This is a genomic window from Pseudomonas sp. BN414 (assembly GCF_029871275.1).
GTDB classification, from domain to species: Bacteria; Pseudomonadota; Gammaproteobacteria; order Pseudomonadales; family Pseudomonadaceae; genus Metapseudomonas; species Metapseudomonas resinovorans_C.
Genome location: NZ_SSOL01000065.1, coordinates 204,718 through 230,284, shown reverse-complemented (window position 1 = coordinate 230,284; position 25,567 = coordinate 204,718). Strand labels below are relative to the sequence as shown.

General features: G+C 63.1%; 21 protein-coding genes. 10 read left to right on the top strand and 11 right to left on the bottom strand.

What is annotated here, in order from left to right:
- Positions 1-5 precede the first annotated feature (5 nt).
- The 4 genes from E8E95_RS14130 to E8E95_RS14115 form a co-directional block, all read right to left on the bottom strand.
- Positions 6-812 (bottom strand): putative RNA methyltransferase, encoded by an 807-nt coding sequence (locus tag E8E95_RS14130; protein WP_280351096.1) that lies wholly within the window; start codon positions 810-812, stop codon positions 6-8.
- A complete protein-coding gene (gene dapE, locus E8E95_RS14125; protein ID WP_280351094.1) occupies positions 809-1,951 on the bottom strand; it encodes a succinyl-diaminopimelate desuccinylase in 1,143 nt (380 codons plus the stop codon). The genes E8E95_RS14130 and dapE overlap by 4 nt, the downstream gene beginning before the upstream one ends.
- A gap of 237 nt (positions 1,952-2,188) precedes the next feature.
- Complete coding sequence (locus tag E8E95_RS14120) at positions 2,189-4,783, bottom strand: glycosyltransferase (protein ID WP_280351092.1); 2,595 nt, start codon at positions 4,781-4,783, stop codon at positions 2,189-2,191.
- Positions 4,784-5,167: 384 nt separating this feature from the next.
- The gene (locus E8E95_RS14115; protein ID WP_280351090.1) at positions 5,168-6,319 is read right to left on the bottom strand and encodes an iron-containing alcohol dehydrogenase; all 1,152 of its coding nucleotides are present in this window, start codon (positions 6,317-6,319) and stop codon (positions 5,168-5,170) included.
- Between the two features lie 152 nt (positions 6,320-6,471).
- Between E8E95_RS14115 and tcdA the strand changes: the two genes are divergently transcribed.
- Positions 6,472-7,275 (top strand): tRNA cyclic N6-threonylcarbamoyladenosine(37) synthase TcdA, encoded by an 804-nt coding sequence (tcdA, locus tag E8E95_RS14110; RefSeq protein WP_280351088.1) that lies wholly within the window; start codon positions 6,472-6,474, stop codon positions 7,273-7,275.
- A gap of 195 nt (positions 7,276-7,470) precedes the next feature.
- Here tcdA and E8E95_RS14105 read toward each other — a convergent pair whose 3' ends face one another.
- The 7 genes from E8E95_RS14105 to map form a co-directional block, all read right to left on the bottom strand.
- Positions 7,471-7,875, bottom strand: coding sequence for a SufE family protein (locus E8E95_RS14105; protein ID WP_280351086.1), 405 nt, complete (start codon positions 7,873-7,875; stop codon positions 7,471-7,473).
- Positions 7,872-9,077, bottom strand: a complete 1,206-nt coding sequence (locus E8E95_RS14100) for a cysteine desulfurase (protein ID WP_280351084.1) — start codon at positions 9,075-9,077, stop codon at positions 7,872-7,874. Before E8E95_RS14100 ends, E8E95_RS14105 begins: the two co-directional genes overlap by 4 nt.
- 144 nt (positions 9,078-9,221) lie before the next feature.
- Entirely contained in the window at positions 9,222-10,256 is a 1,035-nt protein-coding gene (dapD, locus tag E8E95_RS14095; protein WP_280351082.1) for a 2,3,4,5-tetrahydropyridine-2,6-dicarboxylate N-succinyltransferase, read from the bottom strand.
- A gap of 78 nt (positions 10,257-10,334) precedes the next feature.
- Positions 10,335-10,682, bottom strand: a complete 348-nt coding sequence (locus E8E95_RS14090) for an ArsC family reductase (RefSeq protein ID WP_280351080.1) — start codon at positions 10,680-10,682, stop codon at positions 10,335-10,337.
- Between the two features lie 16 nt (positions 10,683-10,698).
- A complete protein-coding gene (dapC, locus tag E8E95_RS14085) occupies positions 10,699-11,895 on the bottom strand; it encodes a succinyldiaminopimelate transaminase (protein ID WP_280351078.1) in 1,197 nt (398 codons plus the stop codon).
- Between the two features lie 76 nt (positions 11,896-11,971).
- The gene (locus E8E95_RS14080) at positions 11,972-14,674 is read right to left on the bottom strand and encodes a [protein-PII] uridylyltransferase (protein ID WP_280351076.1); all 2,703 of its coding nucleotides are present in this window, start codon (positions 14,672-14,674) and stop codon (positions 11,972-11,974) included.
- A gap of 29 nt (positions 14,675-14,703) precedes the next feature.
- A complete protein-coding gene (map, locus tag E8E95_RS14075) occupies positions 14,704-15,486 on the bottom strand; it encodes a type I methionyl aminopeptidase (protein WP_280351074.1) in 783 nt (260 codons plus the stop codon).
- Between the two features lie 264 nt (positions 15,487-15,750).
- On the opposite strand from map, the gene rpsB reads away from it, so the two are divergent.
- The 9 genes from rpsB (at position 15,751) to bamA (ending at position 25,567) form a co-directional block, all read left to right on the top strand.
- A complete protein-coding gene (gene rpsB / locus E8E95_RS14070) occupies positions 15,751-16,491 on the top strand; it encodes a 30S ribosomal protein S2 (protein WP_280351072.1) in 741 nt (246 codons plus the stop codon).
- 126 nt (positions 16,492-16,617) lie between these two features.
- Positions 16,618-17,487: a translation elongation factor Ts gene (tsf, locus tag E8E95_RS14065; protein WP_179060293.1), complete on the top strand. Its 870-nt coding sequence runs from the start codon at positions 16,618-16,620 to the stop codon at positions 17,485-17,487.
- Positions 17,488-17,685: 198 nt separating this feature from the next.
- The gene (pyrH, locus tag E8E95_RS14060) at positions 17,686-18,429 is read left to right on the top strand and encodes a UMP kinase (RefSeq protein ID WP_077527672.1); all 744 of its coding nucleotides are present in this window, start codon (positions 17,686-17,688) and stop codon (positions 18,427-18,429) included.
- A complete protein-coding gene (gene frr, locus E8E95_RS14055; RefSeq protein WP_179060292.1) occupies positions 18,426-18,983 on the top strand; it encodes a ribosome recycling factor in 558 nt (185 codons plus the stop codon). Before pyrH ends, frr begins: the two co-directional genes overlap by 4 nt.
- A 6-nt stretch (positions 18,984-18,989) precedes the next feature.
- Positions 18,990-19,751, top strand: coding sequence for a polyprenyl diphosphate synthase (gene uppS, locus E8E95_RS14050; RefSeq protein WP_280351068.1), 762 nt, complete (start codon positions 18,990-18,992; stop codon positions 19,749-19,751).
- Positions 19,745-20,560, top strand: a complete 816-nt coding sequence (locus E8E95_RS14045) for a phosphatidate cytidylyltransferase (protein ID WP_280351066.1) — start codon at positions 19,745-19,747, stop codon at positions 20,558-20,560. Before uppS ends, E8E95_RS14045 begins: the two co-directional genes overlap by 7 nt.
- Positions 20,557-21,747, top strand: a complete 1,191-nt coding sequence (gene ispC, locus E8E95_RS14040) for a 1-deoxy-D-xylulose-5-phosphate reductoisomerase (protein ID WP_280351064.1) — start codon at positions 20,557-20,559, stop codon at positions 21,745-21,747. Before E8E95_RS14045 ends, ispC begins: the two co-directional genes overlap by 4 nt.
- Positions 21,748-21,787: 40 nt before the next feature.
- On the top strand, positions 21,788-23,140 hold the full coding sequence (gene rseP, locus E8E95_RS14035; RefSeq protein ID WP_280351062.1) for a sigma E protease regulator RseP: 1,353 nt from the start codon (positions 21,788-21,790) through the stop codon (positions 23,138-23,140).
- 75 nt (positions 23,141-23,215) lie between these two features.
- On the top strand, positions 23,216-25,567 hold the full coding sequence (gene bamA, locus E8E95_RS14030; protein WP_280351060.1) for an outer membrane protein assembly factor BamA: 2,352 nt from the start codon (positions 23,216-23,218) through the stop codon (positions 25,565-25,567).

Sequence of the window (25,567 nt, the reverse complement as noted above, 5' to 3'; positions counted from 1 at the left end):
ACTCCCTAGATTCGTTCGATCCAATCGTAGCGGATGGAAACCGTGACCTCGAATGGTGCTGCCACTACTGCCGCGCGGCGCTCGGCGCTGGCGCGCCAGCCGTGGGGCGTCATCGCCAGCAGATCGGCACGCGCTTGCGCGTCGTCCAGTCGCAAGCGGTAGCTCAGCGTCTCGCTGTGGGCCAGGCGCATGCCGTCGGGGATCAGTGTCAGGTGCTTCTGGTCGTCGTAGTCGCGAACTTCGTCGTAGAGCTTCTGGCGCAGCTCCAGCAGGTGCTCGCGGGTGGGCCCCATGCGTAGCAGACCGCCGCCCGGTGAAAGCAGGCGCTGCGCTTCCTGCCAGTCCAGTGGGCTGAACACGCTGGCGAGTAGCTGGCAACTGGCATCGGCCATGGGCACGCGTGCCATGCTCGCCACCAGCCAGTGCAGCTGCGGCGCGCGGCGGCAGGCGCGTTTGACTGCTTCGCGGGAGATGTCCAGGGCATAGCCGTCGGTCGCGGGAAGGGCCATGGCCAATTGGCCCGTGTAATAGCCCTCGCCACAGCCGATATCCAGCCAGCGCTCCGGATCACGTTCGGCAGCGAGCGCGGCCAGGCGATTGGCGAGCGGCGCATAGTGGCCGCCGTCGAGGAAGCGTCGACGCGCCTCGACCATGGTGGCGTTGTCGCCCGGGTCGCGGCTGTTCTTGTGCTGCACCGGCAGCAGGTTGTAGTAGCCCTGGCGCGCGCGGTCGAAGCTATGGTTCGCCGGGCACGCCAGGCCCTGGTCGCGGGCGCTCAGCGCGCCCTGGCAGAGGGGGCAGATGAGCGTCATTGTGCGAGCAGTCGGACCAGGGTCTGCTGGTAGATGTCGGTCAGCAGGTCGAGATCGCTGGCCAGTACCCGCTCGTTCACCTGGTGGATGGTGGCGTTCACCGGACCGAGTTCGACCACCTGCGTGCCCATGGTGGCGATGAAGCGTCCATCGGAGGTGCCGCCACTGGTGGAAGGGGTGGTGTCGCGGCCGGTAATGGCCTTGATGCTCGCGGAAACCGCGTCCAGCAGTTCGCCCGGCTGGGTCAGGAAGGGCAGGCCGGACAGCGCCCACTCCAGGTGGTAGTCGAGGCCATGCTTGTCGAGAATCGTCGCGACGCGACGCTGCAGGCCATCCACTGTGGATTCGGTGGAGAAACGGAAGTTGAAGATGGCCTTCAGCTCGCCCGGGATGACGTTAGTGGCGCCGGTGCCGGAGTTGAGGTTGGAGACCTGGAAGCTGGTGGGCGGGAAGAAAGCGTTGCCGTCGTCCCAGTGTTCCGCGGCTAGTTCGGCAAGGGCCGGTGCGGCCAGGTGGATGGGGTTCTTCGCCAGGTGGGGGTAAGCGACGTGACCCTGCACGCCGCGAACAGTCAGGGTGCAGCCAAGGGAGCCGCGACGGCCGTTCTTCACCACGTCACCCACCAGGGACGTGCTGGAAGGCTCGCCGACGATGCACCAGTCCAGGCGTTCACCCCGAGCGGCCAGACGCTCGACCACGGCCTTGGTGCCATGATGGGCCGGACCTTCCTCGTCGCTGGTGATGAGGAACGCAATGGCGCCTTTGTGTTGAGGATGTTCGGCGACGAAGCGCTCGACCGCGACCACCATCGCCGCAAGGCTACCTTTCATGTCCGCCGCGCCGCGGCCGCAGAGCATGCCTTGCGCGTCGATCAGGGCATCGAACGGTTCGTGCTGCCAGGCCTGCACGGGGCCGGTAGGCACCACGTCGGTATGACCGGCGAAGCAGAGCACCGGACCTTCGCCGCCACGGATGGCCCAGAAGTTCTCCACATCCTCGATGCGCATGCGCTCGATGCGGAAGCCCGCGGCTTCCAGCCGGCGCATCATCAGGTCCTGGCAGCCTTCGTCGATCGGGGTGACCGAGGGACGACGAATGAGGTCGCAGGCGAGTTCGAGGGTGGGGGACAGGGACGACATGAAGGGCTCCGGAGGGCAGCGCGGCAACGCAAGGGATGAAAGGCCGATATCTTAAAACAAGAACGGCGGCCATAGGCCGCCGTTTAAGACTGTTTGAAAACTACTGCGCTAGGTGATGCTGCGTTGAAAACAGCCTCAGAATGCTCATTTACAACACGTAAACTGCGCTTCTTCGGCTGTTTTCGCCTTGCCTGACCTTCGCTCGTGACGTTCTCAAACAGTCTCGAGATGCTTCCGTCAGGCGGTGGCGACCTCCTCTTGCTCCTCTTCCTGGCCCTTCGGCAGGGAGGAGAGCAGCGCCATGATCAGCGCCGCCAGGTAGGGCAGCGACTGCACCAGCAGCATGGCCACCCAGAACTTCACGTCCGGACTCGGCATGCCCTGGACGATGGCGATGCCGATTGCCGCGCCCCAGAGCAGGAGCATGATGAAGACTTCTTCGCGGGCTTCGGCCAGGGCCATCAGCAGGCCGTGGTTGCTGCGCATCTTCGGCGTGCGGAAGAACGGAATGCTCTTGGTGAAGAAGCCATAGAGCACGGCCTTGGCGATGGTGTGGGAGAGGGCGAGGCCCGCTACCGCGGCGCAGAAGGCATCCTTCAGGTTGACCCCCACCGCGCGCTGGTAGAGGAACACGATCTTGCCCACCTTGAAGAAGAACAGCGCCAGCGGCGGGATCGCGAAGATCAGCAGCGGCGGGTCGACCCGTTGCGGCACGATGATCATCGCTGCCGACCACAACAGGGCGCCGGCGGTGAAGAAGATGTTCAGGCCATCGGCAACCCACGGCAGCCAGCCGGCGATGAAGTGGTAGCGCTGGCCTTGCTTGAGCTTGGAGTCCTTGCCGAGGAACAGGCTGCGGGCGTGCCCCTTCATGATCTGGATGGCGCCATAGGCCCAGCGGAAGCGCTGCTTCTTGTAGTCGATGAAGGTGTCCGGCATCAGGCCACGGCCGAAGCTCTCGTGTGCGTAAGCCGCGGCATATCCGCTCTTGAACACGCGCAGGCCCAGTTCGGCGTCTTCACAGATGGTCCAGTCGGCCCACTTCAGCTCGTCCATCACGCTGCGACGGATCATGGTCATGGTGCCGTGCTGGATGATGGCGTTGCGGTCGTTGCGGGTGACCATGCCGATGTGGAAGAAGCCCTTGTACTCCGCGTAGCAGAGCCGCTTGAAGGTGTTCTCGTTGCCGTCACGATAGTCCTGCGGCGACTGCACCACAGCGATTTCCGGGTCGGCGAAGTGCGGAACCATGTGCTTCAGCCAGTTGCGGTCGACGCAGTAGTCGGAGTCGATTACGGCCACGACCTCGGCGTCTGGTGCGGTGTACGGCAGGATGTAGTTCAGCGCGCCGCCCTTGAAGCCTTCCAGCGGGGCAACGTGGAAGAACCTGAAGCGTGGGCCCAGCTGTTCGCAGTAGTCGCGCACCGGTTCCCAGACCGCCGGGTCCTTGGTGTTGTTGTCGATGATCAGGACTTCGTAGTCCGGATAGTCGAGGTTGGCCAGGGCGTCGAGGGTCTGTTTGACCATCTCCGGCGGCTCGTTGTAGCAGGGCACGTGCACCGACACTTTCGGGCGGTAGGCGCTGTCGGCCAGTACCGGCAGGAACGGACGGCGGCGCTTGCGCACCCAGACCGCCTCGGCCAGTTCATGGGCTTCGGTCAGCAGCACGATGAAGACGCCCAAGGCGCCGACGCCGAGCAGCAGACCGACGGTCAGGCTGAACCAGGTGCTGTACTGCTGGCTGTAGTCGTAGGCGATCCAGACCAGTACCGAGCCGCCGGCGAAGGCGACGAAGGTCAGGAAGGTGCGACCGCGCTGGCGCAGGGCACTGCCGTCGATCAGCATCAGGGCCAGGGCCAGCAGCGCCATGACCACGGATGCGACTGCGAGCATGCGCCATTGCGGGATGGCGATCACCGGGCCTTCAAAGGCGAACTTCGGCTGGCGGTCGAGGTTGTAGACGCCCCAGTAGGCACCCACCGAACCTTCGTCGCTGGCCTTCCACGGCTGGTCGAAGGCCTCGATCACGAAGTAGTTGTAGCCCTTGGCGTTAAGGGCGTTGACCAGGGTGCGCAGGTAGATGGCCTGGTCGGCCTGGGAAGCGTCAGCACCGCCGCGCATGCGGCCGTTGCTCGGCCAGCCCACTTCGGAGAGCAGCAGGGGCTTCTTCGGGAAGGCCTTCTTCAGGTCCTTGGCGCGCTCCAGGACGAACTCGGTGGAGTCCTCCATCGGCACGAATTCCCAATACGGCAGGACGTGGGCGGCCACCAGATCGACGTGCTTGGCCAGTTCCGGGTACTTCAGCCAGATGTGCCACTGCTCGGAAGTGGTCACCGGCACCTTCACGGCGGCGCGTACACGGTCCAGGTAGACGATCAGGTCCTTGCGGCTGATCTCGCGACGGAAGAGGGCCTCGTTACCTACCACCACGCGAACCACGCTGCGGGACGCGTTGGCGATTTCAATGGCCTTGGCGATCTCGCGCTCGTTGCGTTCCTCGTCCGGGCTGATCCAGACACCGAGGGTCACCCGCAGGCCGAACTCTTCCGCCAGGCGCGGGATATCGGCCAGGGTGCCATCCACCGAGTAGGTACGGATGCTGTCGGTCTGCTTGCTCACCAACTCGAGGTCCTGGCGGATCTGCTCGTCGTTGGGGTAGCGGTTGGTTTGCGGGTTCTGGTCCGCGCGGAACGGCGAGAAGGAGTAGCCGGATATCTGTTCCGGCCAGTCCGGCGCGGTGACCGGGCGGTTGTAAAGCGCCCAGATACCGGTGAACAACGCGGCGACTGCCACGAAGACCACCAGGTTGAGTCCAAATTTACGCGATGGCATAGAGGTCAAGGGTTCCGAATCGAGGAACTGGGTTCCATACGAGAATGATCGCCATTTGATCAAATTTCGTACGAAACCTGGGGTAGGGCCAGCGATATGCTGGTCGGCGCGAATCCTACCCCGGCGCCCAACAGCTGTATAGATTGCGACCAGCCGGGGAAGCCGGATGGCCGTCCCCGCCAGAGGGTTTGTTTGCTTGCGGCGCGAGAAGTTCGACTGGTGGACGAAAGGCAATGTCCGCACTGAGTGTTGCAAGTAGCTGCATTGCCCGTAGCAGCTGGCTTGCCAGCTGAGGGTCCCATTTCGCTAGCAAGCTAGCTCCTACATGGGGCCTGGACCGACGGTCGACTGCTGGACGCCCCGTCGGTTTGATCTCGGTCAGGTTCAGAGCGCGCGCAGCAGAATGCGCTCGCTGGCTTCCAGGTCGAGGTCGCGGCGCTCACTCAGCGCCGTCATTCCATGCCGCTCCAGTTGCGCCAGCACCTGCGGGATCACATCGGCGTCCAGCCCGTGTTCGGACAGACGGGTAGGCACACCCATGCGCTTGAAGAAGTCGCGGGTGGCCTTGATGGCTGCGTCGATACGCTGTTCTTCGTCGCCTTCCTTCAAGCCCCAGACGCGAGCCCCGTATTGCAGCAGCTTCTCGCGCTTGACCTGGCGGCGCTCAGCCAGCAGGGCCGGCAGCACTACCGCCAGGGTCTGCGCGTGATCGATGTGGTATAGCGCGGTCAGCTCGTGACCGATCATGTGAGTCGACCAGTCCTGGGGCACGCCGCAGCCGAGGAGGCCGTTCAGGGCCTGGGTGGCGCACCACATCAGGTTGGCGCGCACGGCGTAGTCGTCCGGGTTGGCCAGAGCCTTGGGGCCTTCCTCTATCAGGGTCAGCAGCAGGCCTTCTGCGTAGCGGTCCTGCAGAGGCGCGTCGGAAGGGTAGGTGAGGTATTGCTCGATGGTGTGGACGAAGGCATCCACCACGCCATTGCCGATTTGCCGGGGTGGCAGGCTGAAGGTGGTTCGTGGATCGAGGATGGCGAATCGCGGGTACAGCAGGGCGCTGGAAAACGGCAGCTTTTCCTGGCGGGCGACATGGGTAACCACGCCGTGGGGATTGCTCTCGGAGCCGGTCGCGGCCAGGGTCAGCACGCAGCCCATGGGCAGGGCGGCGGTAATGCGTTTACCGCTGAGCAGGTCCAGCGGATCGCCGTCGTAGCAAGCCGCCGCGGCGATGAACTTGCTGCCATCGATGACCGAGCCCCCGCCCACGGCGACGATGAAGTCGCACTGTTCGACCTTGGCCCGCTCGGCTGCCTTGACCAGGGTATCGAACTGCGGGTTGGCCTCGATGCCGCCGAAACGGACGACCTTGTGGTCCACCAACGCTTCCTCGACCTGCTGCCAGACACCGTTCTGGAAGATGCTGCCGCCGCCATGGGTCACCAACACCCTGCTACCCGCCGGCACGTCGCGCGCCAGTTTGGTGATCTGGCCTTCGCCGAAGTGGATGCGGGTGGGGTTGTAGAAGGTGAAATTGCGCATGACCGGCTCCCTTGTCGTTATCGGTCGACTATAGCCCTGACGGACCGCGCGCAAATCTATAGGCCGCCATTCAGCGGCAATGGACTTGGGCCGAGGGATAGCGCTTCCTATAATGCGCGCCCGCCCGAAGGTTGGCGATGGGAGTGATTGGGATGAGTACAGACGAGCGTTTCGGCGGCATTGCCCGGCTATATGGCCTGGAAGGACTTGCCCGGTTGCAGGCCGCCCATGTGGCGGTGGTCGGCATTGGTGGCGTGGGTTCCTGGGCAGCCGAGGCCCTGGCGCGTTCAGGGGTGGGGGAAATCTCCCTGTTCGATCTCGATGATGTCTGCATCACCAACACCAATCGCCAGGTGCACGCCATCGAGGGTGCTGTGGGCAAGGCCAAGGTGGATGTGATGGCCGAGCGTATTCGTGCCATCAACCCGGCCTGCGTGGTCCATGCCGTGCCCGACTTCGTTACCCGCGAGACCATGGCCGAGTACGTTACGCCCGAGCTGGATGCGGTCATCGACTGCATCGACAGCGTCGCGGCCAAGGCCGCGCTGATCGCCTGGTGCAAGCGACGCAAGATCCAGATCGTCACCACCGGCGGCGCCGGCGGCCAGGTGGACCCGGCGCAGATCCAGGTCGCCGACTTGAACAAGACCTTCAACGACCCGCTGGCGGCCAAGGTGCGCTCCACGCTGCGGCGCGACTACAACTTCTCCCGGACGCCGGGACGCACCTACAGCGTGCCTTGCGTGTTCTCCACCGAACAGCTGCGCTATCCGAAACCGGATGGCTCGGTGTGCCAGCAGAAGAGCTTCGTTGGCGAAGGCGTGAAGCTGGACTGCGCCGGCGGCTTTGGCGCGGTGATGATGGTCACCGCCACCTTCGGCATGGTGGCGGCGGCGCGGATTGTGGATAAGTTGGTGGCCGGGGCGCGCAGGCCATCGGAGCGCCAAGCAGGTTAGGGACGGCTGCGCCGTCCTTTCGCGAATGAATTCGTTTGTACGGCTGGGACCCGTCGGAGGATGGAGGTTTTCGTAGGTTGGCGTAGAGCGTAGCGAAACCCAACGCTGCGGCACCGGTAACAGATTGCGTTGGGCCTCGTGGACTCGGACCAACCTACGGGGCCGCTGCGCGGCCCTTGGCGAATGAATTCGCCGCTATTGGGCCATCTCGCGCATTTTCTTGAGGACGGCATTCAGTCCATTGCTGCGTGATGGCGACAGTTGCCGGCCCAATCCCAGCTGATTGAACCAGTCCGCCAGGTCGATGGTTGCCAGTTCATCGCCTCGCAGGCCGTTGACCCTCACCAGCAACACCGCCAGTAGCCCACGAATCAACCGGGCATCGCTGGCGGCGCGGAAGTGCCAGTCATCGTTCGCCTGTTCGCCCACCAGCCACACCTGGCTTTCACAGCCATGCACGCGGTTGGCGTCGCTGTGCTCGGTGTCCGTCAGGGGCTCCAACCGTTCGCCCCACTGCATCAGCAGGCGCGCGCGCTGTTCCCAGCTGCCGGCTGTGGTGAAGGTCTCCAGGGCTTCCTGGGCTTTTTCGGGCAGGTTCATCGCAGCAACTCCAGGGCCTTGTCCAATGCGCCGAAGAAGCGCTCCAGGTCGTCGCCATCGTTGTACAGACCGAGGGACACGCGAATAGCGCCCTGCACGCCAAGGGTTTGCATGAGTGGCATGGCGCAGTGGTGGCCGACGCGCACGGCAATGCCCTGGTCGGTGAGCAGATGGGCCAGGTCGGCGTTATGCACGCCCTCGATGGTGAAACTGGCGAGGGCCAACTGGGGCGCACCCAGGAGGCGCACGCCGTCTCGCGCGGCAAGGCCTGCCAGCAGCTTGGCGTGCAGGGCTGCTTCATGGCCGGCGACGCTGGCGGCGTCCAGACTGCCCAGGTAATCCAGTGCCGCGCCGAGTCCGATAACGGAGGCGATGGCCGGGGTACCGGCTTCGAAGCCCAGGGGCGCGCCATGGAAGTCGGCCGTCTGGTAGCTGGCGGTGTGGACCATTTCGCCGCCGAACTGCCAATGCTTCAGGCGTGCCAGCGAGTCGCCACGGCCGTAGAGCACGCCGACGCCATCGGGGCCATAGAGCTTGTGGCTGGAGAAGGCGTAGAAGTCGCATCCCATGGCCTGGACGTCATGGCGTCCGTGAACCGCGCCTTGGGCGCCGTCGACGACGGTCAGCGCGCCCTGGGCCCGGGCCAGGGGAAGCAGGTCGGTCAGCGGCTGCCAGCGACCCAGGACGTTGGACAGCTGACTCACCGCCAGCAAGCGGGTGCGCGGACCAATCAACCGCCTTGCCTGTTCCAGATCGATCAGGCCGCGATCATCCAGCGGCAGCACCACCAGCTTGAGTTGCCTGCGCAGGGCGAGTTGTTGCCAGGGCAGCAGGTTGGCGTGGTGTTCCAGGGCACTGATGACGATCTCGTCGCCTGGTTGGAACAGGTGCTCCAGGCCATAGGCCAGCAGGTTGATCGCCTCGGTGACGCCGCGGGTGAAGAGGATTTCCGCCGGATTAGCGGCATTCAACCACTGTGCCGCGAGTGTCCGTGTCCCTTCGAAGGCGCGGGTGGCGCGCTCGCCGGGCAGATGCTGGGCGCGATGCACATTGGCCGCGCCGCTGGCGTAGTAGCCGAGCAGGGCGTCCAGAACTGCCTGGGGCTTCTGCGAAGTGGCGGCACTGTCCAGATAGGTCTGCCCCTCGGAATCGAGAGCCGAAAGGGCGGGGAAGTCGGAGCGCCAGGGGGAGTTCAGGGACATGGCTTGCAGCACACGGAAATGGAAGTGTTGCGAGTTAAGGGCGGTTCGAACGCGAACAGGCCCGGATGCACGGTCTACTAAGTGTAAACGAGCGTCCGGGCCTGGTCGGAAGCTGTCCCGAAGCCGAAGCTTCGGGACCCTGGCTCAGTTATGAGCGTGCAGGGCTTCGTTCAGTTCGATGGCCGTCTTGTTGGTCTTGCACTCGACGGCGCCGTTCTGCGAGTTGCGGCGGAACAGCAGGTCGGCCTGGCCAGCCAGGTCGCGGGCCTTGACCACTTTCACCAGTTGGTTCTGGTCGTCCAGCAGGGCCACCTTGGTGCCGGCGGTGATGTACAGGCCGGCTTCGACGATGTTGCGGTCACCCAGCGGGATGCCGATGCCGGCGTTGGCGCCGATCAGGCAGCCTTCGCCCACGGAGATGACGATGTTGCCGCCACCGGACAGGGTGCCCATGGTGGAGCAGCCGCCGCCCAGGTCCGAACCCTTGCCGACGAAGACGCCCGCGGAAACGCGGCCTTCGATCATGCCCGGGCCTTCGGTGCCGCCGTTGAAGTTGATGAAGCCTTCGTGCATCACAGTGGTGCCTTCACCCACGTAGGCGCCCAGGCGAACGCGGGCAGTGTCGGCGATACGCACGCCGGCCGGAACCACGTAGTCGGTCATTTTCGGGAACTTGTCCACGGAGAAGACTTCCAGCAGTTCGCCCTTCAGGCGGGCTTCCAGCTGGCGCTCAGCCAGTTCGGCCAGGTCGACAGCGCCTTGGCTGGTCCAGGCCACGTTCGGCAGCAGCGGGAAGATGCCGGTCAGGTTCAGGCCGTGGGGCTTGGCCAGGCGATGGGACAGCAGGTGCAGCTTGAGGTAGGCCTCCGGGGTGGAGGTCAGGGCTGCGTCTTCGGCCAGCAGGGTCGCGACCAGCGGCTTGTGGCTTTCGGCCAGGCGGGTCAGCAGGGCTGCCTGGGCGGCGTCGATGTCCTTCAGCGCGGTAGCCAGCTGGGCGGCCTGGGCATTGCTGATGGTGATGGCCTGGTTGCCGGCGCTGTAACCGAGTACCGGGGCGACAGCAGCCACCAGTTGCTCGGACGGCTTGAGCAGCGGCAGGGCGTAGAAGACTTCCAGCCAGCTGCCCTGGCGATTCTGGGTACCGACGCCGAAGGCGATGCTGAAGAGTGCGTTGGACATGGGGATTCCTCTTGCTGAAGGGGGTTGATCAGATGGGGCGGATACTGGGAAGCGGTCCCGGCATCACGCCCTGGCAAGTCACTTGAATGCGGCGGCGTAAAGGTCCGGCTTGAAGCCGACCAGGGTGCGATCACCCAGGTCCAGCACCGGACGTTTGATCATCGACGGCTGGGCCAGCATCAGGGCGATGGCCTTGTCCTGGTTCAGGTCGGCCTTCTGCGCGTCGTCCAGCTTGCGGAACGTGGTGCCGGCACGGTTCAGGACGGTTTCCCAGCCGTGTTCGGCGCACCATTTCTCGAGGTTGGCGCGGTCGATGGCCGAAGCCTTGTAGTCATGGAAGCTGTAGGCCACGCCTTGCTCTTCGAGCCAGGTGCGGGCCTTCTTCATGGTGTCGCACGCCTTGATGCCGTAGAGGGTAATGCTCATGACTTTCCCTTGAATCTCACAGGGTCTTGATGAAGTTGCGGATACGCTCGCCGGCTTCGACGCACTCGGCCAGCGGGGCCACCAGGGCCATGCGTACGCGGCCGGCACCGGGGTTGAAGCCATTCACGGCGCGCGACAGGTAGGAGCCGGGGACCACGGTGACGTGCTCGCGGGCGAACAGTTCGCGGGTGAAGGTTTCGTCGTCCACCGGAGTTTTCGGCCAGAGGTAGAAGCTGCCGTCCGGGCGCTGCACGTCGAGGACCGGACCGAGGATATCCAGCATGGCGTCGAACTTCTCTCGGTACAGGGCGCGGTTGGCGCGAACGTGCACTTCGTCATTCCACGCTGCGACGCTGGCCAGTTGGGTCTGCACCGGCATCGCGCAGCCGTGGTAGGTGCGGTACAGCAGGAAGGACTTGAGGATATTCGCGTCGCCGGCGACGAAGCCGGAGCGCAGGCCGGGCAGGTTGGAGCGCTTGGACAGGCTGTGGAACACGACGCAGCGCTTGAAGTCCGAGCGGCCGAGTTCGGCGCAGGCGGTAAGCAGGCCGGCCGGCGGGTTCTGCTCATCGAAGTAGAGCTCGCTGTAGCACTCGTCGGCGGCGATCACGAAGTCATGCTCGTCGGCCAGGGCGATCAGCTTCTTCAGCGTTTCCAGAGGAATCAGCGCACCCGTGGGGTTGCCCGGGGAGCAGAGGAAGAGGATCTGGCAGCGCTGCCAGACGTCCGCGGGAACGGCATCGAAGTCCGGGTTGAAGCCGTTTTCCGCCAGGCACGGCAGATAGTGGGGCTCGGCCCCGGCCAGCAGGGCCGCACCTTCGTAGATCTGATAGAAGGGGTTCGGGCTGACCACCAGTCCGTTATCGGCCCGGTTGACCACCGCCTGGGTAAAGGCGAACAGCGCCTCGCGGGTGCCATTCACCGGCAGCACGTGGCGGGCGGCGTCGAGCCAGCCCTCCGGGACCTTGAAGCGACGCTCGCACCATTGCGCAATGGCTTCGCGCAGCGCCGGAACCCCCAGGGTGGTGGGGTAGACCGCCATCTGATCGAGATTGGCCGACAGGGCTTCGGCGACGAACGCCGGGGAGCGGTGCTTGGGTTCGCCGATGGACAGGGCGATGGCCTTCTTCTCCGCCGGTGGCTGGGCGCCGGCCAGCAGGGCGCGGAGTTTCTCGAAGGGGTAGGGCTGCAGGTGGTTCAGGGCGTCGTTCATGGTTGTAGGGCGTCAACAGGGAGGTCGTGGGTGAAACGGTGCAATCCGGCCTGCGGCCTTATTGCACCCTACGGGTTCAGATACTCAATCGCGTCGGGTCCACGCTTTGTCCGTTGGCTTCGGACAGCTGGGAGACAATCGCTTCCTGCAGCCGCAGGCAGAACTCGGGATCGGAGAGCGGCTGGTTGGCGGCGTCGGTGACGAAGAAAACGTCTTCCACGCGTTCGCCCAGCGTGGCGATCTTGGCGTTCTGCAGCGACAGGTCGAACTCCACGAAGATCCGGCCGATGCGTGCCAGCAGGCCCGGACGGTCGGGGGCGATCAGTTCGAGGATGGTCACCGGTCGCTGGGCGTCGTTGGAGATGGTCACTTGCGGCGGGAAGGCGAAGTGCTTGAGCTGGCGCGGTACGCGGCGCTGGATGATGGCCGGGTATTCGTCCGGGTTCTTCAGGGCGTCGATCAGGCCTTCACGGATTTCTCGGATACGCGCCGGGTTGTCGCCGATCCGCCCGCCATCCGCATCGAGCACGATGTAGGTGTCGAGGGTGAACTGGCTGGTGGAGGTGATGATCCGCGCGTCATGAATGTTCAGGTTCAGCTGTGACATGGCGGCCACGGTCACGGCGAAGAAGTCGTGCTGGTCCGGCGCATAGATGAATATCTGCGTCGCGCCTTCGAACTCGCGCTGGGCGGTTTCCTTGATCAGGACCAGCGGATCGTTGCCGGCCGGATGCTGGAGTATCGCCTCGGTGTGCCAGACCACATCGTTGGCGGTGTGGCGCAGGAAATAGTCGTCGCCCAGCTGGCTCCAGAGCTGCTCGGCTTCGTCCTGGTCGATGCCGTTGCGCACCAGGGTGTCGATGGCGGCGGATTGGGTCTGGCGAATCTGCTCTTCCCGGTCCAGCGGGTTTTCCAGGCCACGGCGCAACGCGCGCTTGGTCTCGGTGTAGAGCTGGCGCAGCAGGCTGGCGCGCCAGGAGTTCCACAGGCTCGGATTGGTGGCGTTGATATCGGCCACGGTGAGCACATAGAGGTAGTCCAGCCGGGTCTGGTCGCCTACCAGCCGCGCGAAGTCGTAGATCACCTGCGGATCGGAAAGGTCCTTGCGTTGGGCTGTGGTGGACATCACCAGGTGATGCTGCACCAGCCAGGCGACCAGGCGGGAATCCCATACCGGCAATTGGTGGCGAGCGCAGAAGATCTCCGCGTCTACGGCGCCCAGCTCGGAGTGGTCGCCACCACGGCCCTTGCCGATGTCGTGATAGAGCCCGGCGAGGTAGATCAGCTCCGGCTTGGGCAGCTTGTCCATGAGCTTGCTGGCCAGGGGAAACTTCTCCGCCAGCTCCGGCCACTTCAGTTTGCGCAGGTGCTTGATCAGGTTGAGGGTGTGGGCGTCCACCGTATAGATGTGGAACAGGTCGTGCTGCATCTGCCCGATGATCTGGCCGAACTCCGGCAGATACAGGCCCAGGATGCCGTAGCGATTCATCCGCCGCAGGTTGCGGTGGATGCCCTGGGAGGACTTGAACAGCTCGATGAACAGGCTGGTATTGCGGATGTCCTTGCGGAATTCGTCGTCGATCAGATGACGGCTTTCGCGCAACAGGCGGATGGTGTCGGCACGAACGCCTTTGATCTCGGGGTGCTGGGCCATCAGCACGAAGATTTCCAGCATGGCGAAGGGCGTGCGCTTGAAGACGTTCGGGTGGGTCACCTCGATGTAGCCGTCGCGCAACTGGAAGCGACTGTTGAGCGGCTGGGCCTGGCCGGTTTCGCCGGCACGCAGGATGACTTCCTCGAAGTGCTGGTTGATCAGGTCGCTGAGTTCGGAAACGCCCATCACCACCCGGTAATACTTCTGCATGAAGCGTTCGATGCTGAGTTTGCCGTCTCCATCCCCGAAGCCGAGGAGGGCGGCGATCTTGCGCTGGTGGTCGAACAGCAGACGGTCTTCGGCGCGGCCGGCCAGCATGTGCAGGGCGTAGCGGACCTTCCAGAGGAACTCCTGGCTGGAGGCCAGCATGCTGCACTCGCTTTCAACCAGGAAGCCTTGCTGCACCAGGCCGTGCAAGTTGAGGCTGCCGAACTGGCGGCGGGCAACCCAGAGAATGGTCTGGATGTCGCGCAGGCCACCCGGGGAGCCCTTCACGTTAGGCTCCAGGTTGTATTCGGTGTCGTTGTACTTGGCGTGGCGTGCCTTCTGCTCGGTGCGCTTGGCGAGGAAGAAGTGCTTGCTCGGCCACATCTGCTCGGGGCTGGTGACTTCCAGCATGCGCTGACGCAGGTGCTCGGGGCCGGCGATGGTCCGGCTTTCCATCAGGTTGGTGACCACCGTCAGGTCGGCCTGTGCCTCTTCGGCGCATTCGGCCACCGAGCGTACGCTCTGGCCGACTTCCAGGCCGATGTCCCAGAGCAGGGTGAGGAAGCCTTCGATGGGTTCGCGGAAGACTTCGTGATCGGCGCTGTCCAGCAGGATCAGCAGGTCGATATCGGAGAAGGGGTGCAGCTCGCCGCGCCCGTAGCCGCCTACCGCCAGCAGGGCGATGTCGGCGTCTTCGCTCCAGTCGAAGCGCTCCCACGCCGCCCGCAGGATCTGGTCGACGAACCAGGCGCGGTCCTCTACCAGGCGACGGATGTCGCGACCGTGGGTGAAACGGTTGTCGAGCACGTCGCGGGCCTGGCGAATGGCTTTCTTGAAGGCAGCAATGGGGCTGGACTTCAAGGCCAGTTCCGCCTGGAACTGCCCGCGGTCGAACAACTCGGGATCCACCTGCGGCATGGGGCGGCTTTCCTTATATAAGTCGTTGATCAGGACGAGGTGCGCGGCAGGGTATCGTCGCTGCGCAGGGTGAGGATCTCGTAGCCGTCGGCGGTCACCAGTACGGTGTGTTCCCACTGGGCGGAGAGCTTGCGGTCCTTGGTGATGGCGGTCCAGCCGTCGCCGAGCAAGCGGGTTTCCGGGCGGCCCTGGTTGATCATCGGCTCGATGGTGAAGGTCATGCCTTCCTTGAGTTCCATGCCAGTGCCGGCGCGGCCGTAGTGCAGGACCTGAGGCTCCTCGTGGAACACGGCGCCGATGCCATGGCCACAGTACTCACGTACCACGGAATAGCCCAGTTTCTCGGCGTGCTTCTGGATCACCTCGCCGATGTCGCCCAGGCGTGCGCCCGGCTTCACCAGCTCGATGCCCTTGTACATGCATTCCTGGGTCACGCGGCTGAGCTTCTCCGCCCATTCCGGTGCCTTGCCCACCATGAACATCTTGCTGGTGTCGCCGTGGTAGCCGTCCTTGATGACGGTGACGTCGATATTGAGGATGTCGCCATCCTTCAGCGGCTTCTCGTTGGGAATGCCGTGGCACACCACGTGGTTGATCGAGGTGCAGATCGACTTGGGGAAGCCCTTGTAGTTGAGGGGCGCTGGGATGGCCTGCTGCACGTTGACGATGTAGTCGTGGCAGATGCGGTCCAGCTCGTCGGTGGTCACGCCGGCTTTTACATGCTCGCCGATCATCTCCAGCACTTCGGCGGCCAGGCGGCCGGCCACGCGCATTTTCTCGATTTCTGCGGGCGTCTTGATGGTGACGGTCATATTGGCTCTCGGGCGCAAACGGAAAAGGCTTGATATTAACAGCTTCAAGCCGCAAGCCATAAGCGGCTGGCAGCAAGCGGCCTGTTTTGCGGAGCATTGTTCCAGTAGCTTGGGTCTGCTTTTTGTGCTATAAAACGCGCCGCTTTACGGACGACCTGTTCGCAAGGCATTAACCCACACACGTATCGACACGATTTCCTGGGTGCCCGCAAGGGTTGGAAATTGGGATGCGTGGAGGCCTAACCCGACTATCGAGGAATAGAAATGTCCCAAGTCAATATGCGCGATATGCTGAAGGCCGGTGTGCACTTCGGCCACCAGACCCGTTACTGGAACCCGAAAATGGGCAAGTACATTTTCGGCGCGCGCAACAAGATCCACATCATCAACCTTGAAAAAACCCTGCCGATGTTCAACGAAGCTCTGTCCTTCGTTGAGAAGCTGGCTGCAGGCAAGAACAAGGTTCTGTTCGTTGGCACCAAGCGTTCCGCTGGCAAGATCGTTCGCGAAGAAGCTGCTCGTTGCGGCTCCCCGTACGTCGATCACCGCTGGCTGGGCGGCATGCTGACCAACTACAAGACCATCCGTCAGTCCATCAAGCGTCTGCGTGACCTGGAAACCCAAGCCCAGGACGGCACCTTCGCCAAGCTGACCAAGAAAGAAGCCCTGATGCGCACCCGCGATCTCGAGAAGCTCGAGCGCAGCCTGGGTGGTATCAAGGACATGGGCGGCCTGCCGGACGCTCTGTTCGTGGTCGACGTTGATCACGAGCGCATCGCCATCAGCGAAGCCAACAAGCTGGGTATCCCGGTTATCGGCGTAGTCGATACCAACAGCAGCCCCGAAGGCGTTGATTACGTCATTCCGGGTAACGACGACGCCATTCGCGCCGTTCAGCTGTACCTGGCCAGCGTTGCTGATGCTGTAATCCGCGGCCGTCAGAATGCCGTTGGCGGCCCTGACGAGTTCGTCGAAGAAGCTGCTTCCGAGGCCGCAGAAGGCTGATTTGACAGCCCTCTAGCGTTACCCGGTGCGCAAGAAGGGGGCTAGGCCCCCTTTTTGCCACCTCCGAATTGTGAATGCCCGGATTCCGGGCTGAATGGTTGAAAACCTATTCAAGAGGATTGCGACATGGCAGAGATTACTGCAGCCCTGGTTAAAGAACTGCGCGAGCGTACCGGCCTGGGCATGATGGATTGCAAGAAGGCCCTGACCGCCGCTGACGGCGACATCGAGAAGGCCATCGACGACATGCGTGCCGCCGGTGCCATCAAGGCTGCCAAAAAGGCTGGCAACATCGCCGCCGAAGGTGCCATCGCTGTCAAAGTTGCTGACGACAACAAGGTTGCTGTCATCATCGAAGTCAACTCCCAGACTGACTTCCTGGCCCTGCAGGACGACTTCAAGTCCTTCGTTGCCGCTTCCCTGGATCAGGCTTTCAACGAGAAGCTGACCGACGCTGCTCCGCTGGTCGAGTCCCGCGAAGAAGCTCGTCTGGCCCTGGTTTCCAAGACCGGTGAGAACGTCAACATCCGTCGTCTGAGCCGCGTTGAAGGTGACGTGGTTGGCGCCTACCTGCACGGCCACCGTATCGGCGTAGTCGTGAACCTGAAGGGCGGCACCCCGGAACTGGCCAAGGACATCGCCATGCACGTGGCTGCCAGCAACCCGCAGTTCCTGAGCTCGGCCGAAGTTTCCGAAGAAGCTGTCGCCAAGGAAAAGGAAATCTTCCTGGCCCTGAACGCCGACAAGATCGCCGGCAAGCCGGAAAACATCGTCGAGAACATGGTCAAGGGCCGTATCGCCAAGTTCCTGGCCGAAGCCAGCCTGGTCGAGCAGCCTTTCGTCAAGGATCCGGAAATCAAGGTCGGTGACCTGGCCAAGAAAGCCGGCGCCGAGATCGTTTCCTTCGTTCGTTACGAAGTAGGCGAAGGCATCGAGAAAGTCGAAGTCGACTTCGCTGCCGAAGTAGCTGCTCAAGTCGCCGCTACCAAGCAATAAGACAGCTCCGGCTGTCGCCCCAAGAGGCTGCCCGCTCACGCGCGCGGCCTCTTCGTCAAACTGGGGAGCCATTTTGGGGCGGCTTCCACGGCGGGCCCGGTCGCCGGGCACCAACCGCCGTTTGCGCAGTCTCAGGACTCGCCAGTACATCGGGCCTCTGGGCCCAGGAATTCAATAGCGCCGCAGGAGAGATACGCAATGGCTCAGCAGGTGAGTGGTCGCCAACCTCGCTACAAACGCATTCTGCTCAAACTCAGCGGTGAGGCCCTGATGGGCTCCGAGGAGTTCGGTATCGATCCGAAGGTCCTCGATCGCATGGCGCTGGAAATCGGCCAACTGGTCGGTATCGGCGTACAGGTCGGCCTGGTCATTGGCGGCGGCAACCTGTTCCGCGGTGCAGCCCTCAGCGCCGCCGGCATGGACCGGGTAACCGGTGACCACATGGGCATGCTGGCTACCGTGATGAACGCCCTGGCCATGCGTGATGCGCTGGAACGTTCGAATATCCCCGCCATCGTGATGTCGGCGATTTCCATGGTCGGCGTGACCGATCACTACGACCGCCGCAAAGCCATGCGCCATCTGGCTTCTGGTGAAGTGGTGATCTTCTCTGCCGGCACCGGCAACCCCTTCTTCACCACGGATTCGGCGGCTTGCCTGCGCGCCATCGAGGTGGATGCGGACGTGGTACTCAAAGCCACCAAGGTCGATGGCGTGTACACTGCCGACCCGTTCAAGGACCCCAATGCCGAGAAGTTCGAGCGCCTGACCTACGACGAGGTGCTGGATCGCAAACTGGGCGTCATGGATCTCACGGCCATCTGTCTGTGCCGTGACCAGAAGATGCCGCTGCGGGTCTTCAATATGAATAAACCGGGTGCCTTGCTGAACATCGTGGTCGGCGGCGCCGAAGGAACCCTGATCGAGGAGGGCGAACAGTGATCAACGAGATCAAGCAAGAAGCGCAGGAGCGCATGAAGAAAACCCTGGAATCGCTGGATCATGCTTTCGCCAAGATCCGCACCGGGCGCGCGCATCCGAGCATCCTGGACAGTGTGATGGTGTCCTACTACGGCACCGATACTCCGCTGCGCCAGGTCGCCAACGTGATAGCCGAGGACTCTCGTACCCTGGCCCTGACCGTGTTCGACAAGAGCATGATCCAGGCTGTGGAAAAGGCCATCATGACCTCCGACCTGGGCCTGAACCCGGCTACCGCTGGCACCACCATTCGCGTGCCGATGCCCGCCCTGACCGAGGAAACCCGCAAGGGTTACACCAAGCAGGCGCGTGCTGAAGCCGAAAACGCCCGTGTTGCTGTGCGCAACATCCGTCGCGATGCCCTGGCTCAGCTGAAAGATCTGGTCAAGGAAAAGGAAATCAGCGAAGACGACGAGCGTCGTGCCGCCGATGAGGTCCAGAAGCTGACCGACAAGTTCGTCGGCGAGGCTGACAAGGCTCTGGAAAACAAAGAAAAAGACCTGATGGCCGTCTGAACCGCCATGGACAAGAAGCAGCAAGGCGCGAATCCCGCGGTGCCACGGCATGTGGCGATTATCATGGACGGTAATAACCGTTGGGCGAAGAAGCGTCTGCTGCCTGGCGTCGCCGGCCACAAGGCCGGCGTTGACGCAGTCCGCGCGGTGATCGAGGTGTGCGCCGAGGCCGGCGTCGAGGTGCTCACCCTGTTCGCCTTCTCCAGTGAGAACTGGCAGCGCCCGGCCGACGAGGTCGGCGCCCTGATGGAGCTCTTCCTGGCGGCACTGCGCCGTGAGGCCCGTCGCCTGGATCAGAATGACATCCGTCTGCGCATCATTGGCGATCGCTCGCGCTTCCATCCGGAATTGCAAGCCGCCATGCGCGAAGTCGAACAACTGACCGCGGGCCATCAGAAGTTCACCCTCCAGGTCGCCGCCAACTATGGCGGTCAGTGGGACATCACTCAGGCAGCACAGCGCCTGGCGCGTGAGGTCCAGGCTGGGCACCTGCAGGTGGACGACATCTCCCCACAGTTGCTGCAGGGCTGCCTGGTCACCGCGGATCTGCCGCTGCCCGACCTGTGCATCCGCACCGGTGGTGAGCACCGCATCAGCAACTTCCTGCTTTGGCAGCTTGCCTATGCAGAGCTGTATTTCTCCGATCTCTTCTGGCCCGACTTCAAGCACGAAGCCATGCGTAAGGCACTGACCGACTACGCAAAGCGCCAGCGTCGCTTCGGCAAGACGAGCGAACAGCTAGAAGCCGAGGCCCGAGCCAAATGCTGAAACAACGCGTCATCACCGCCCTGGTGTTGCTGCCCATTGCCCTCGCGGGTTTCTTCTGGCTGGACGGCGGCGCCTTCGCCCTGTTCATCGGCGCCGTTGTAAGTCTTGGTGCCTGGGAGTGGGCGCGCTTGGCGGGCTTCGCTTCCCAGCCGCAGCGTGTCGCCTACGGCCTCCTTGTGGCGGCGCTGCTCTACGGGCTCTATCTCGTGCCGGCCCTGGCGCCCCTTGTCCTGATCCTCGGTGTGCTCTGGTGGGGCGCTGCGACGGTTTTCGTACTGGGTTACCCCGAAACCAGCCGCTACTGGGGCGGTACGTCCGGCAAATTGCTCATAGGCCTGTTGATCCTGCTGCCTGCGTGGCAGGGGCTGGTCTTGTTCAAGCAATGGCCGCTGGCCAACTGGCTGATCCTGGCTGTGATGGTGCTGGTATGGGCAGCCGATATCGGCGCCTATTTCTCCGGCAAGGCGTTCGGCAAGCGCAAACTCGCGCCGCAGGTGAGTCCCGGCAAGAGCTGGGAGGGTCTGATCGGCGGCCTGCTGGCCAGCCTTTTGATCACGGCGGGTGTCGGTTTCTACCGTGGATGGGTCGGTTCCGAATTGCTGTTGGCCCTGGCCGGTGCCGCCCTGGTGGTGATGATCTCAGTGGTGGGCGACCTGACCGAAAGCATGTTCAAGCGCCAATCCGGCATCAAGGACAGCAGCAATCTGCTGCCGGGCCATGGTGGTGTGCTGGATCGAATCGATAGCCTGACTGCGGCCATCCCGCTGTTCGCGGTGCTGCTCTGGGCCTCAGGCTGGGGATCCCTGTGAGTCAGCCGCAGCGCATTACCGTTCTGGGTGCCACCGGTTCGATTGGTCTCAGCACCCTCGACGTCATAGGACGTCATCCTGATCGCTACCAGGCCTTCGCACTCAGTGGCTTCAGCCGTCTGACCGAGCTGGAGGCCCTGTGTCTGCGCCATCGTCCCGAGTTTGCCGTAGTCCCGGATAGCGAATCCGCCCGCCACTTGCAGGGCGGTCTGCTGGCCGCCGGATTGCAGACGCGCGTCCTGGTGGGCGAGCAAGGGCTTTGTGAGGTCGCCGCGCACTCGCAGGTAGATGCCGTGATGGCCGCTATCGTGGGCGCTGCGGGCCTCAAGCCCACCCTGGCAGCCGTAGAGGCTGGCAAGCGTGTGCTGCTGGCCAACAAAGAGGCGCTGGTGATGTCCGGCGCCCTGTTCATGCAGGCCGTACGCAAGAGCGGGTCCGTGCTGCTGCCGATCGATAGCGAGCACAACGCGATCTTCCAGTGCCTGCCCCGGGATTACGCCCAGGGCCTGGCGCCCGTCGGCGTCCGCCGTATTCTGCTGACTGCCTCGGGCGGTCCGTTCCGTGAGATGCCGCTTGCGCAACTGTCGGACGTATCGCCTGAGCAGGCCTGCGCCCACCCCAACTGGTCCATGGGGCGCAAGATATCCGTCGACTCGGCCAGCATGATGAACAAGGGGCTCGAACTGATCGAGGCCTGCTGGCTGTTCGATGCGCGGCCGGCCCAGGTCGAGGTGGTGATTCATCCGCAGAGCGTTATCCACTCCCTGGTGGACTACGTGGATGGCTCGGTACTCGCCCAGCTCGGCAATCCGGACATGCGCACCCCTATCGCCCATGCAATGGCCTGGCCGGAGCGCATCGACTCCGGTGTCTCGCCACTGGACTTGTTCGCCGTGGCCCGTCTGGATTTCCAGGCGCCGGACGAAGAGCGCTTTCCGTGCCTGCGTCTCGCACGACAGGCGGCGGAGGAGGGGGGCAGTGCCCCGGCAATGCTCAATGCAGCCAACGAGGTGGCTGTGGCGGCGTTCCTGGATAGGCGCATCCGCTTCACCGAGATCGCGAGTATCATCGATGAAGTGTTGAACCGCGAAGCGGCGAACGCAGTCGAAACGCTGGATTCCGTACTGTTGGCGGATGCCCGTGCCCGGGCGGCGGCGCAGCAGTGGTTGGTCCGTCAAGGGCGGTAACGGGTGGCCCTGGATGGGCCGCCTGCTCCGGAGGAAACCGATGAGCGCTCTATACATGATTGTTGGCACCCTGATTGCGCTTGGGGTGCTGGTGACCTTCCACGAGTTCGGTCACTTCTGGGTTGCACGGCGGTGCGGGGTCAAGGTCCTGCGCTTCTCCGTGGGTTTCGGCAAGGCCCTGTTCCGCTGGCATGATCGCCACGGCACCGAATTCGTCGTTGCCGCCATTCCCCTGGGCGGTTACGTGAAGATGCTGGACGAGCGCGAGGCAGAAGTGCCCGAAGCGCTGCTCAGCCAATCCTTCAATCGCAAACCCGTTGGGCAACGCATCGCTATCGTGGCTGCCGGCCCGATTGCCAACTTCCTCCTTGCGCTGTTGTTCTTCTGGGTGCTGGCGATGCTTGGCAGCCAGCAGGTGAAACCGGTGATCGGCAACGTCGCACCGGACAGCATTGCCGCACGTGCTGGCCTGGAAGCGGGCGAAGAAATCGTTTCTGTCGATGGCGAGGCTGTCACCGGCTGGTCGCAGGTCAATCTGCAACTGGTGCGCCGTCTGGGTGAAAGCGGCACGCTGCAGGTGAGTGTGCGCGAGTCCGGTGCCTCGACCGAGCAAAGCCATGCGCTGCAGTTGAATGACTGGCTCAAGGGTGTCGATGAGCCTGATCCGATTGGCGCCCTGGGCATCACACCGTGGCGCCCCGCGATTCCGCCGATCCTCGCTGAACTCGACCCGAAGGGTCCGGCGCAGGCCGCTGGCCTCAAGGTCGGTGATCGCCTGCTGGCTCTGGATGGCCAGGCCCTGGATGACTGGCAGCAACTGGTGGAGCGGGTGCGCAAGCGTCCTGCCGAACGCATCACCCTGCGCGTCGAGAGCGAAGGTCAGGTGCGCGATGTCCAGTTGAATCTGGCTTCTCGTGGCGAAGGCGAAGCCCGCAGTGGTTACCTGGGCGCAGGGGTGAAAGGCGTCGAATGGCCGGCGGAAATGCTTCGCGAAGTCAGTTTCGGACCGCTCGATGCCGTTACCGAAGCGATGGCCAGAACCTGGTCCATGAGCCTGCTAACTCTGGATTCCCTAAAGAAAATGTTGCTTGGCGAGCTCTCGGTAAAAAACTTGAGCGGGCCGATAACCATTGCTAAAGTGGCGGGCGCTTCGGCCCAGTCCGGGGTGGGGGACTTCCTGAACTTCCTCGCCTATCTGAGCATAAGCCTGGGGGTTCTCAATCTGTTGCCAATTCCTGTCCTGGACGGGGGGCACCTGCTGTTCTACCTGATCGAACTGGTGCGACGTCGCCCAGTATCGGAGCGGGTGCAGGCTTGGGGGGTACAGATCGGTATCAGTCTGGTCGTGGGTGTGATGTTGCTCGCCCTGGTAAACGATCTGAGCCGTCTGTAATCGAGTCACTGAATTTCGAGTCTGCCGCCTTGTGCGGCAGATTCTTTATTACCGGTTGGAATTAAAAAGGACTTCATGAAACGCCTGCTGCTACCTGCGGTGCTTGCCGCACTCATGATCGCCGAGGTTCACGCCGAGTCCTTCAACATCTCCGACATTCGCGTCAACGGCCTGCAACGGGTTTCCGCTGGCAGCGTATTCGGCGCACTACCGCTCAACGTCGGCGACACCGCGGATGACCGCCGTCTGGTCGAAGCTACCCGCGCACTCTTCAAGACCGGTTTCTTCCAGGACATTCAACTGGGCCGCGATGGCGACGTCCTGGTCATTACCGTAGTCGAGCGCCCGTCGATTTCCAGCATCGAGATCGAGGGCAACAAGGCCATCAGCACCGAAGACCTGCTCAAGGGCCTGAAGCAATCGGGCCTTGCTGAAGGTGAAATCTTCCAGCGTGCGACCCTCGAAGGCGTACGTAACGAACTGCAGCGCCAGTATGTGGCCCAGGGCCGTTACTCCGCCGAGATCGAAGCTGACGTGAACCCGCAGCCGCGCAACCGCGTAGCGCTGAAGATCAAGATCAACGAAGGCTCCGTTGCCGCCATCCAGCACATCAACATCGTCGGCAATACCGTCTTCCCCGATGAAGACCTGATCGACCTGTTCGAGCTGAAGACCACGAACTGGTTGTCCTTCTTCAAGAACGACGACAAGTACGCCCGCGAAAAACTCTCCGGTGACCTGGAGCGTCTGCGTTCCTATTACCTGGACCGCGGCTACATCAACATGGATATCTCCTCCACCCAGGTATCCATCACTCCGGACAAGAAACACGTCTACGTCACCGTCAACGTGGACGAGGGCGAGAAGTACACCGTTCGCGACGTCAAGCTCTCCGGTGACCTGAAGGTTCCCGAGGACGAAGTGAAGAAGCTGCTGCTCGTACAGCAGGGGCAGGTCTTCTCGCGCAAAGTGATGACCACTACGTCCGAACTGATCACCCGTCGCCTGGGTAACGAAGGCTATACCTTCGCCAACGTCAACGGCGTGCCGGAACCCCATGACGAAGACAACACCGTTTCCATCACCTTCGTGGTGGATCCGGGCAAGCGTGCCTACGTCAACCGCATCAACTTCCGTGGTAACACCAAGACCGAAGACGAAGTACTGCGTCGCGAAATGCGCCAGATGGAAGGTGGCTGGGCTTCGACCTACCTCATCGACCAGTCCAAGACTCGTCTGGAACGCCTTGGCTTCTTCAAGGAAGTCAACGTCGAGACCCCGCAGGTGCCCGGCACCGACGACCAGGTCGACGTGAACTACACCGTGGAAGAGCAACCGTCCGGCTCCATCACCGCCAGCGTGGGCTTTGCCCAGAGCGCGGGCCTGATTCTCGGCGGCTCCATCAGCCAGAACAACTTCCTGGGTACCGGTAACAAGGTCAGCATCGGCCTGACGCGTTCCGAATACCAGACCCGCTACAACTTCGGCTTCGTTGACCCCTACTGGACGCCGGACGGCGTGAGCCTGGGCTACAACGCCTTCTACCGCAGCACCGACTACGACGACCTCGATGTGGACGTGTCCAGCTATGCGGTGGACAGCTACGGTGCGGGCGTCAGCATCGGCTACCCGATCAGTGAAATCGGCCGACTCACCTACGGCCTGACCGTGCAGCAGGACAAGATCAACACCGGTATCTACACCGTCGACGAGATCTTCGACTTCATCGAGCAGGAAGGCGACAGCTACCTGAACTTCAAGGGCTCCATCGGCTGGTCCGAATCGACCCTGAACAAAGGCGTGCTGGCCACTCGCGGCCATTCCCAGAGCCTGGTACTGGAAAGCACCATTCCGGGGAGCGATCTGTCGTTCTACAAACTCGACTACCGCGGCCAGCTGTTCACTCCGCTGAGCCAGAGCACCGCACTGCGCTGGCACACCGAACTGGGCTACGGCGACAGCTACGGCTCCACCTCCGAACTGCCGTTCTACGAGCATTACTTCGCGGGCGGCTTCAACTCCGTACGCGGCTTCGAAGACAGCAGCCTGGGCCCACGCAGTACGCCGAGCCAGGGCACCAAGCCGGGCACCGCGTTCGACCCGGACCAGGACCCGCTGCCCTTCGGTGGTAACGTGTTGATCCAGGGCGGTGTCGAACTGCTGTTCCCGATGCCATTCGTCAAGGACCAGCGCCAGTTGCGTACTGTGTTGTTCTGGGATGTGGGTAACGTGTTCGATACCAGTTGCTCGTCCACCGCGACCAACTGCAGCAGCATCAACGCCGGTGACCTGGCCAGCTCCGTGGGTGTGGGTCTGACGTGGATCACAGCGCTGGGGCCGTTGAGCTTCAGTCTGGGCATGCCCGTCAAGAAGCCGGACAATGCCGATACCCAGGTATTCCAGTTCTCCCTGGGCCAGACCTTCTAA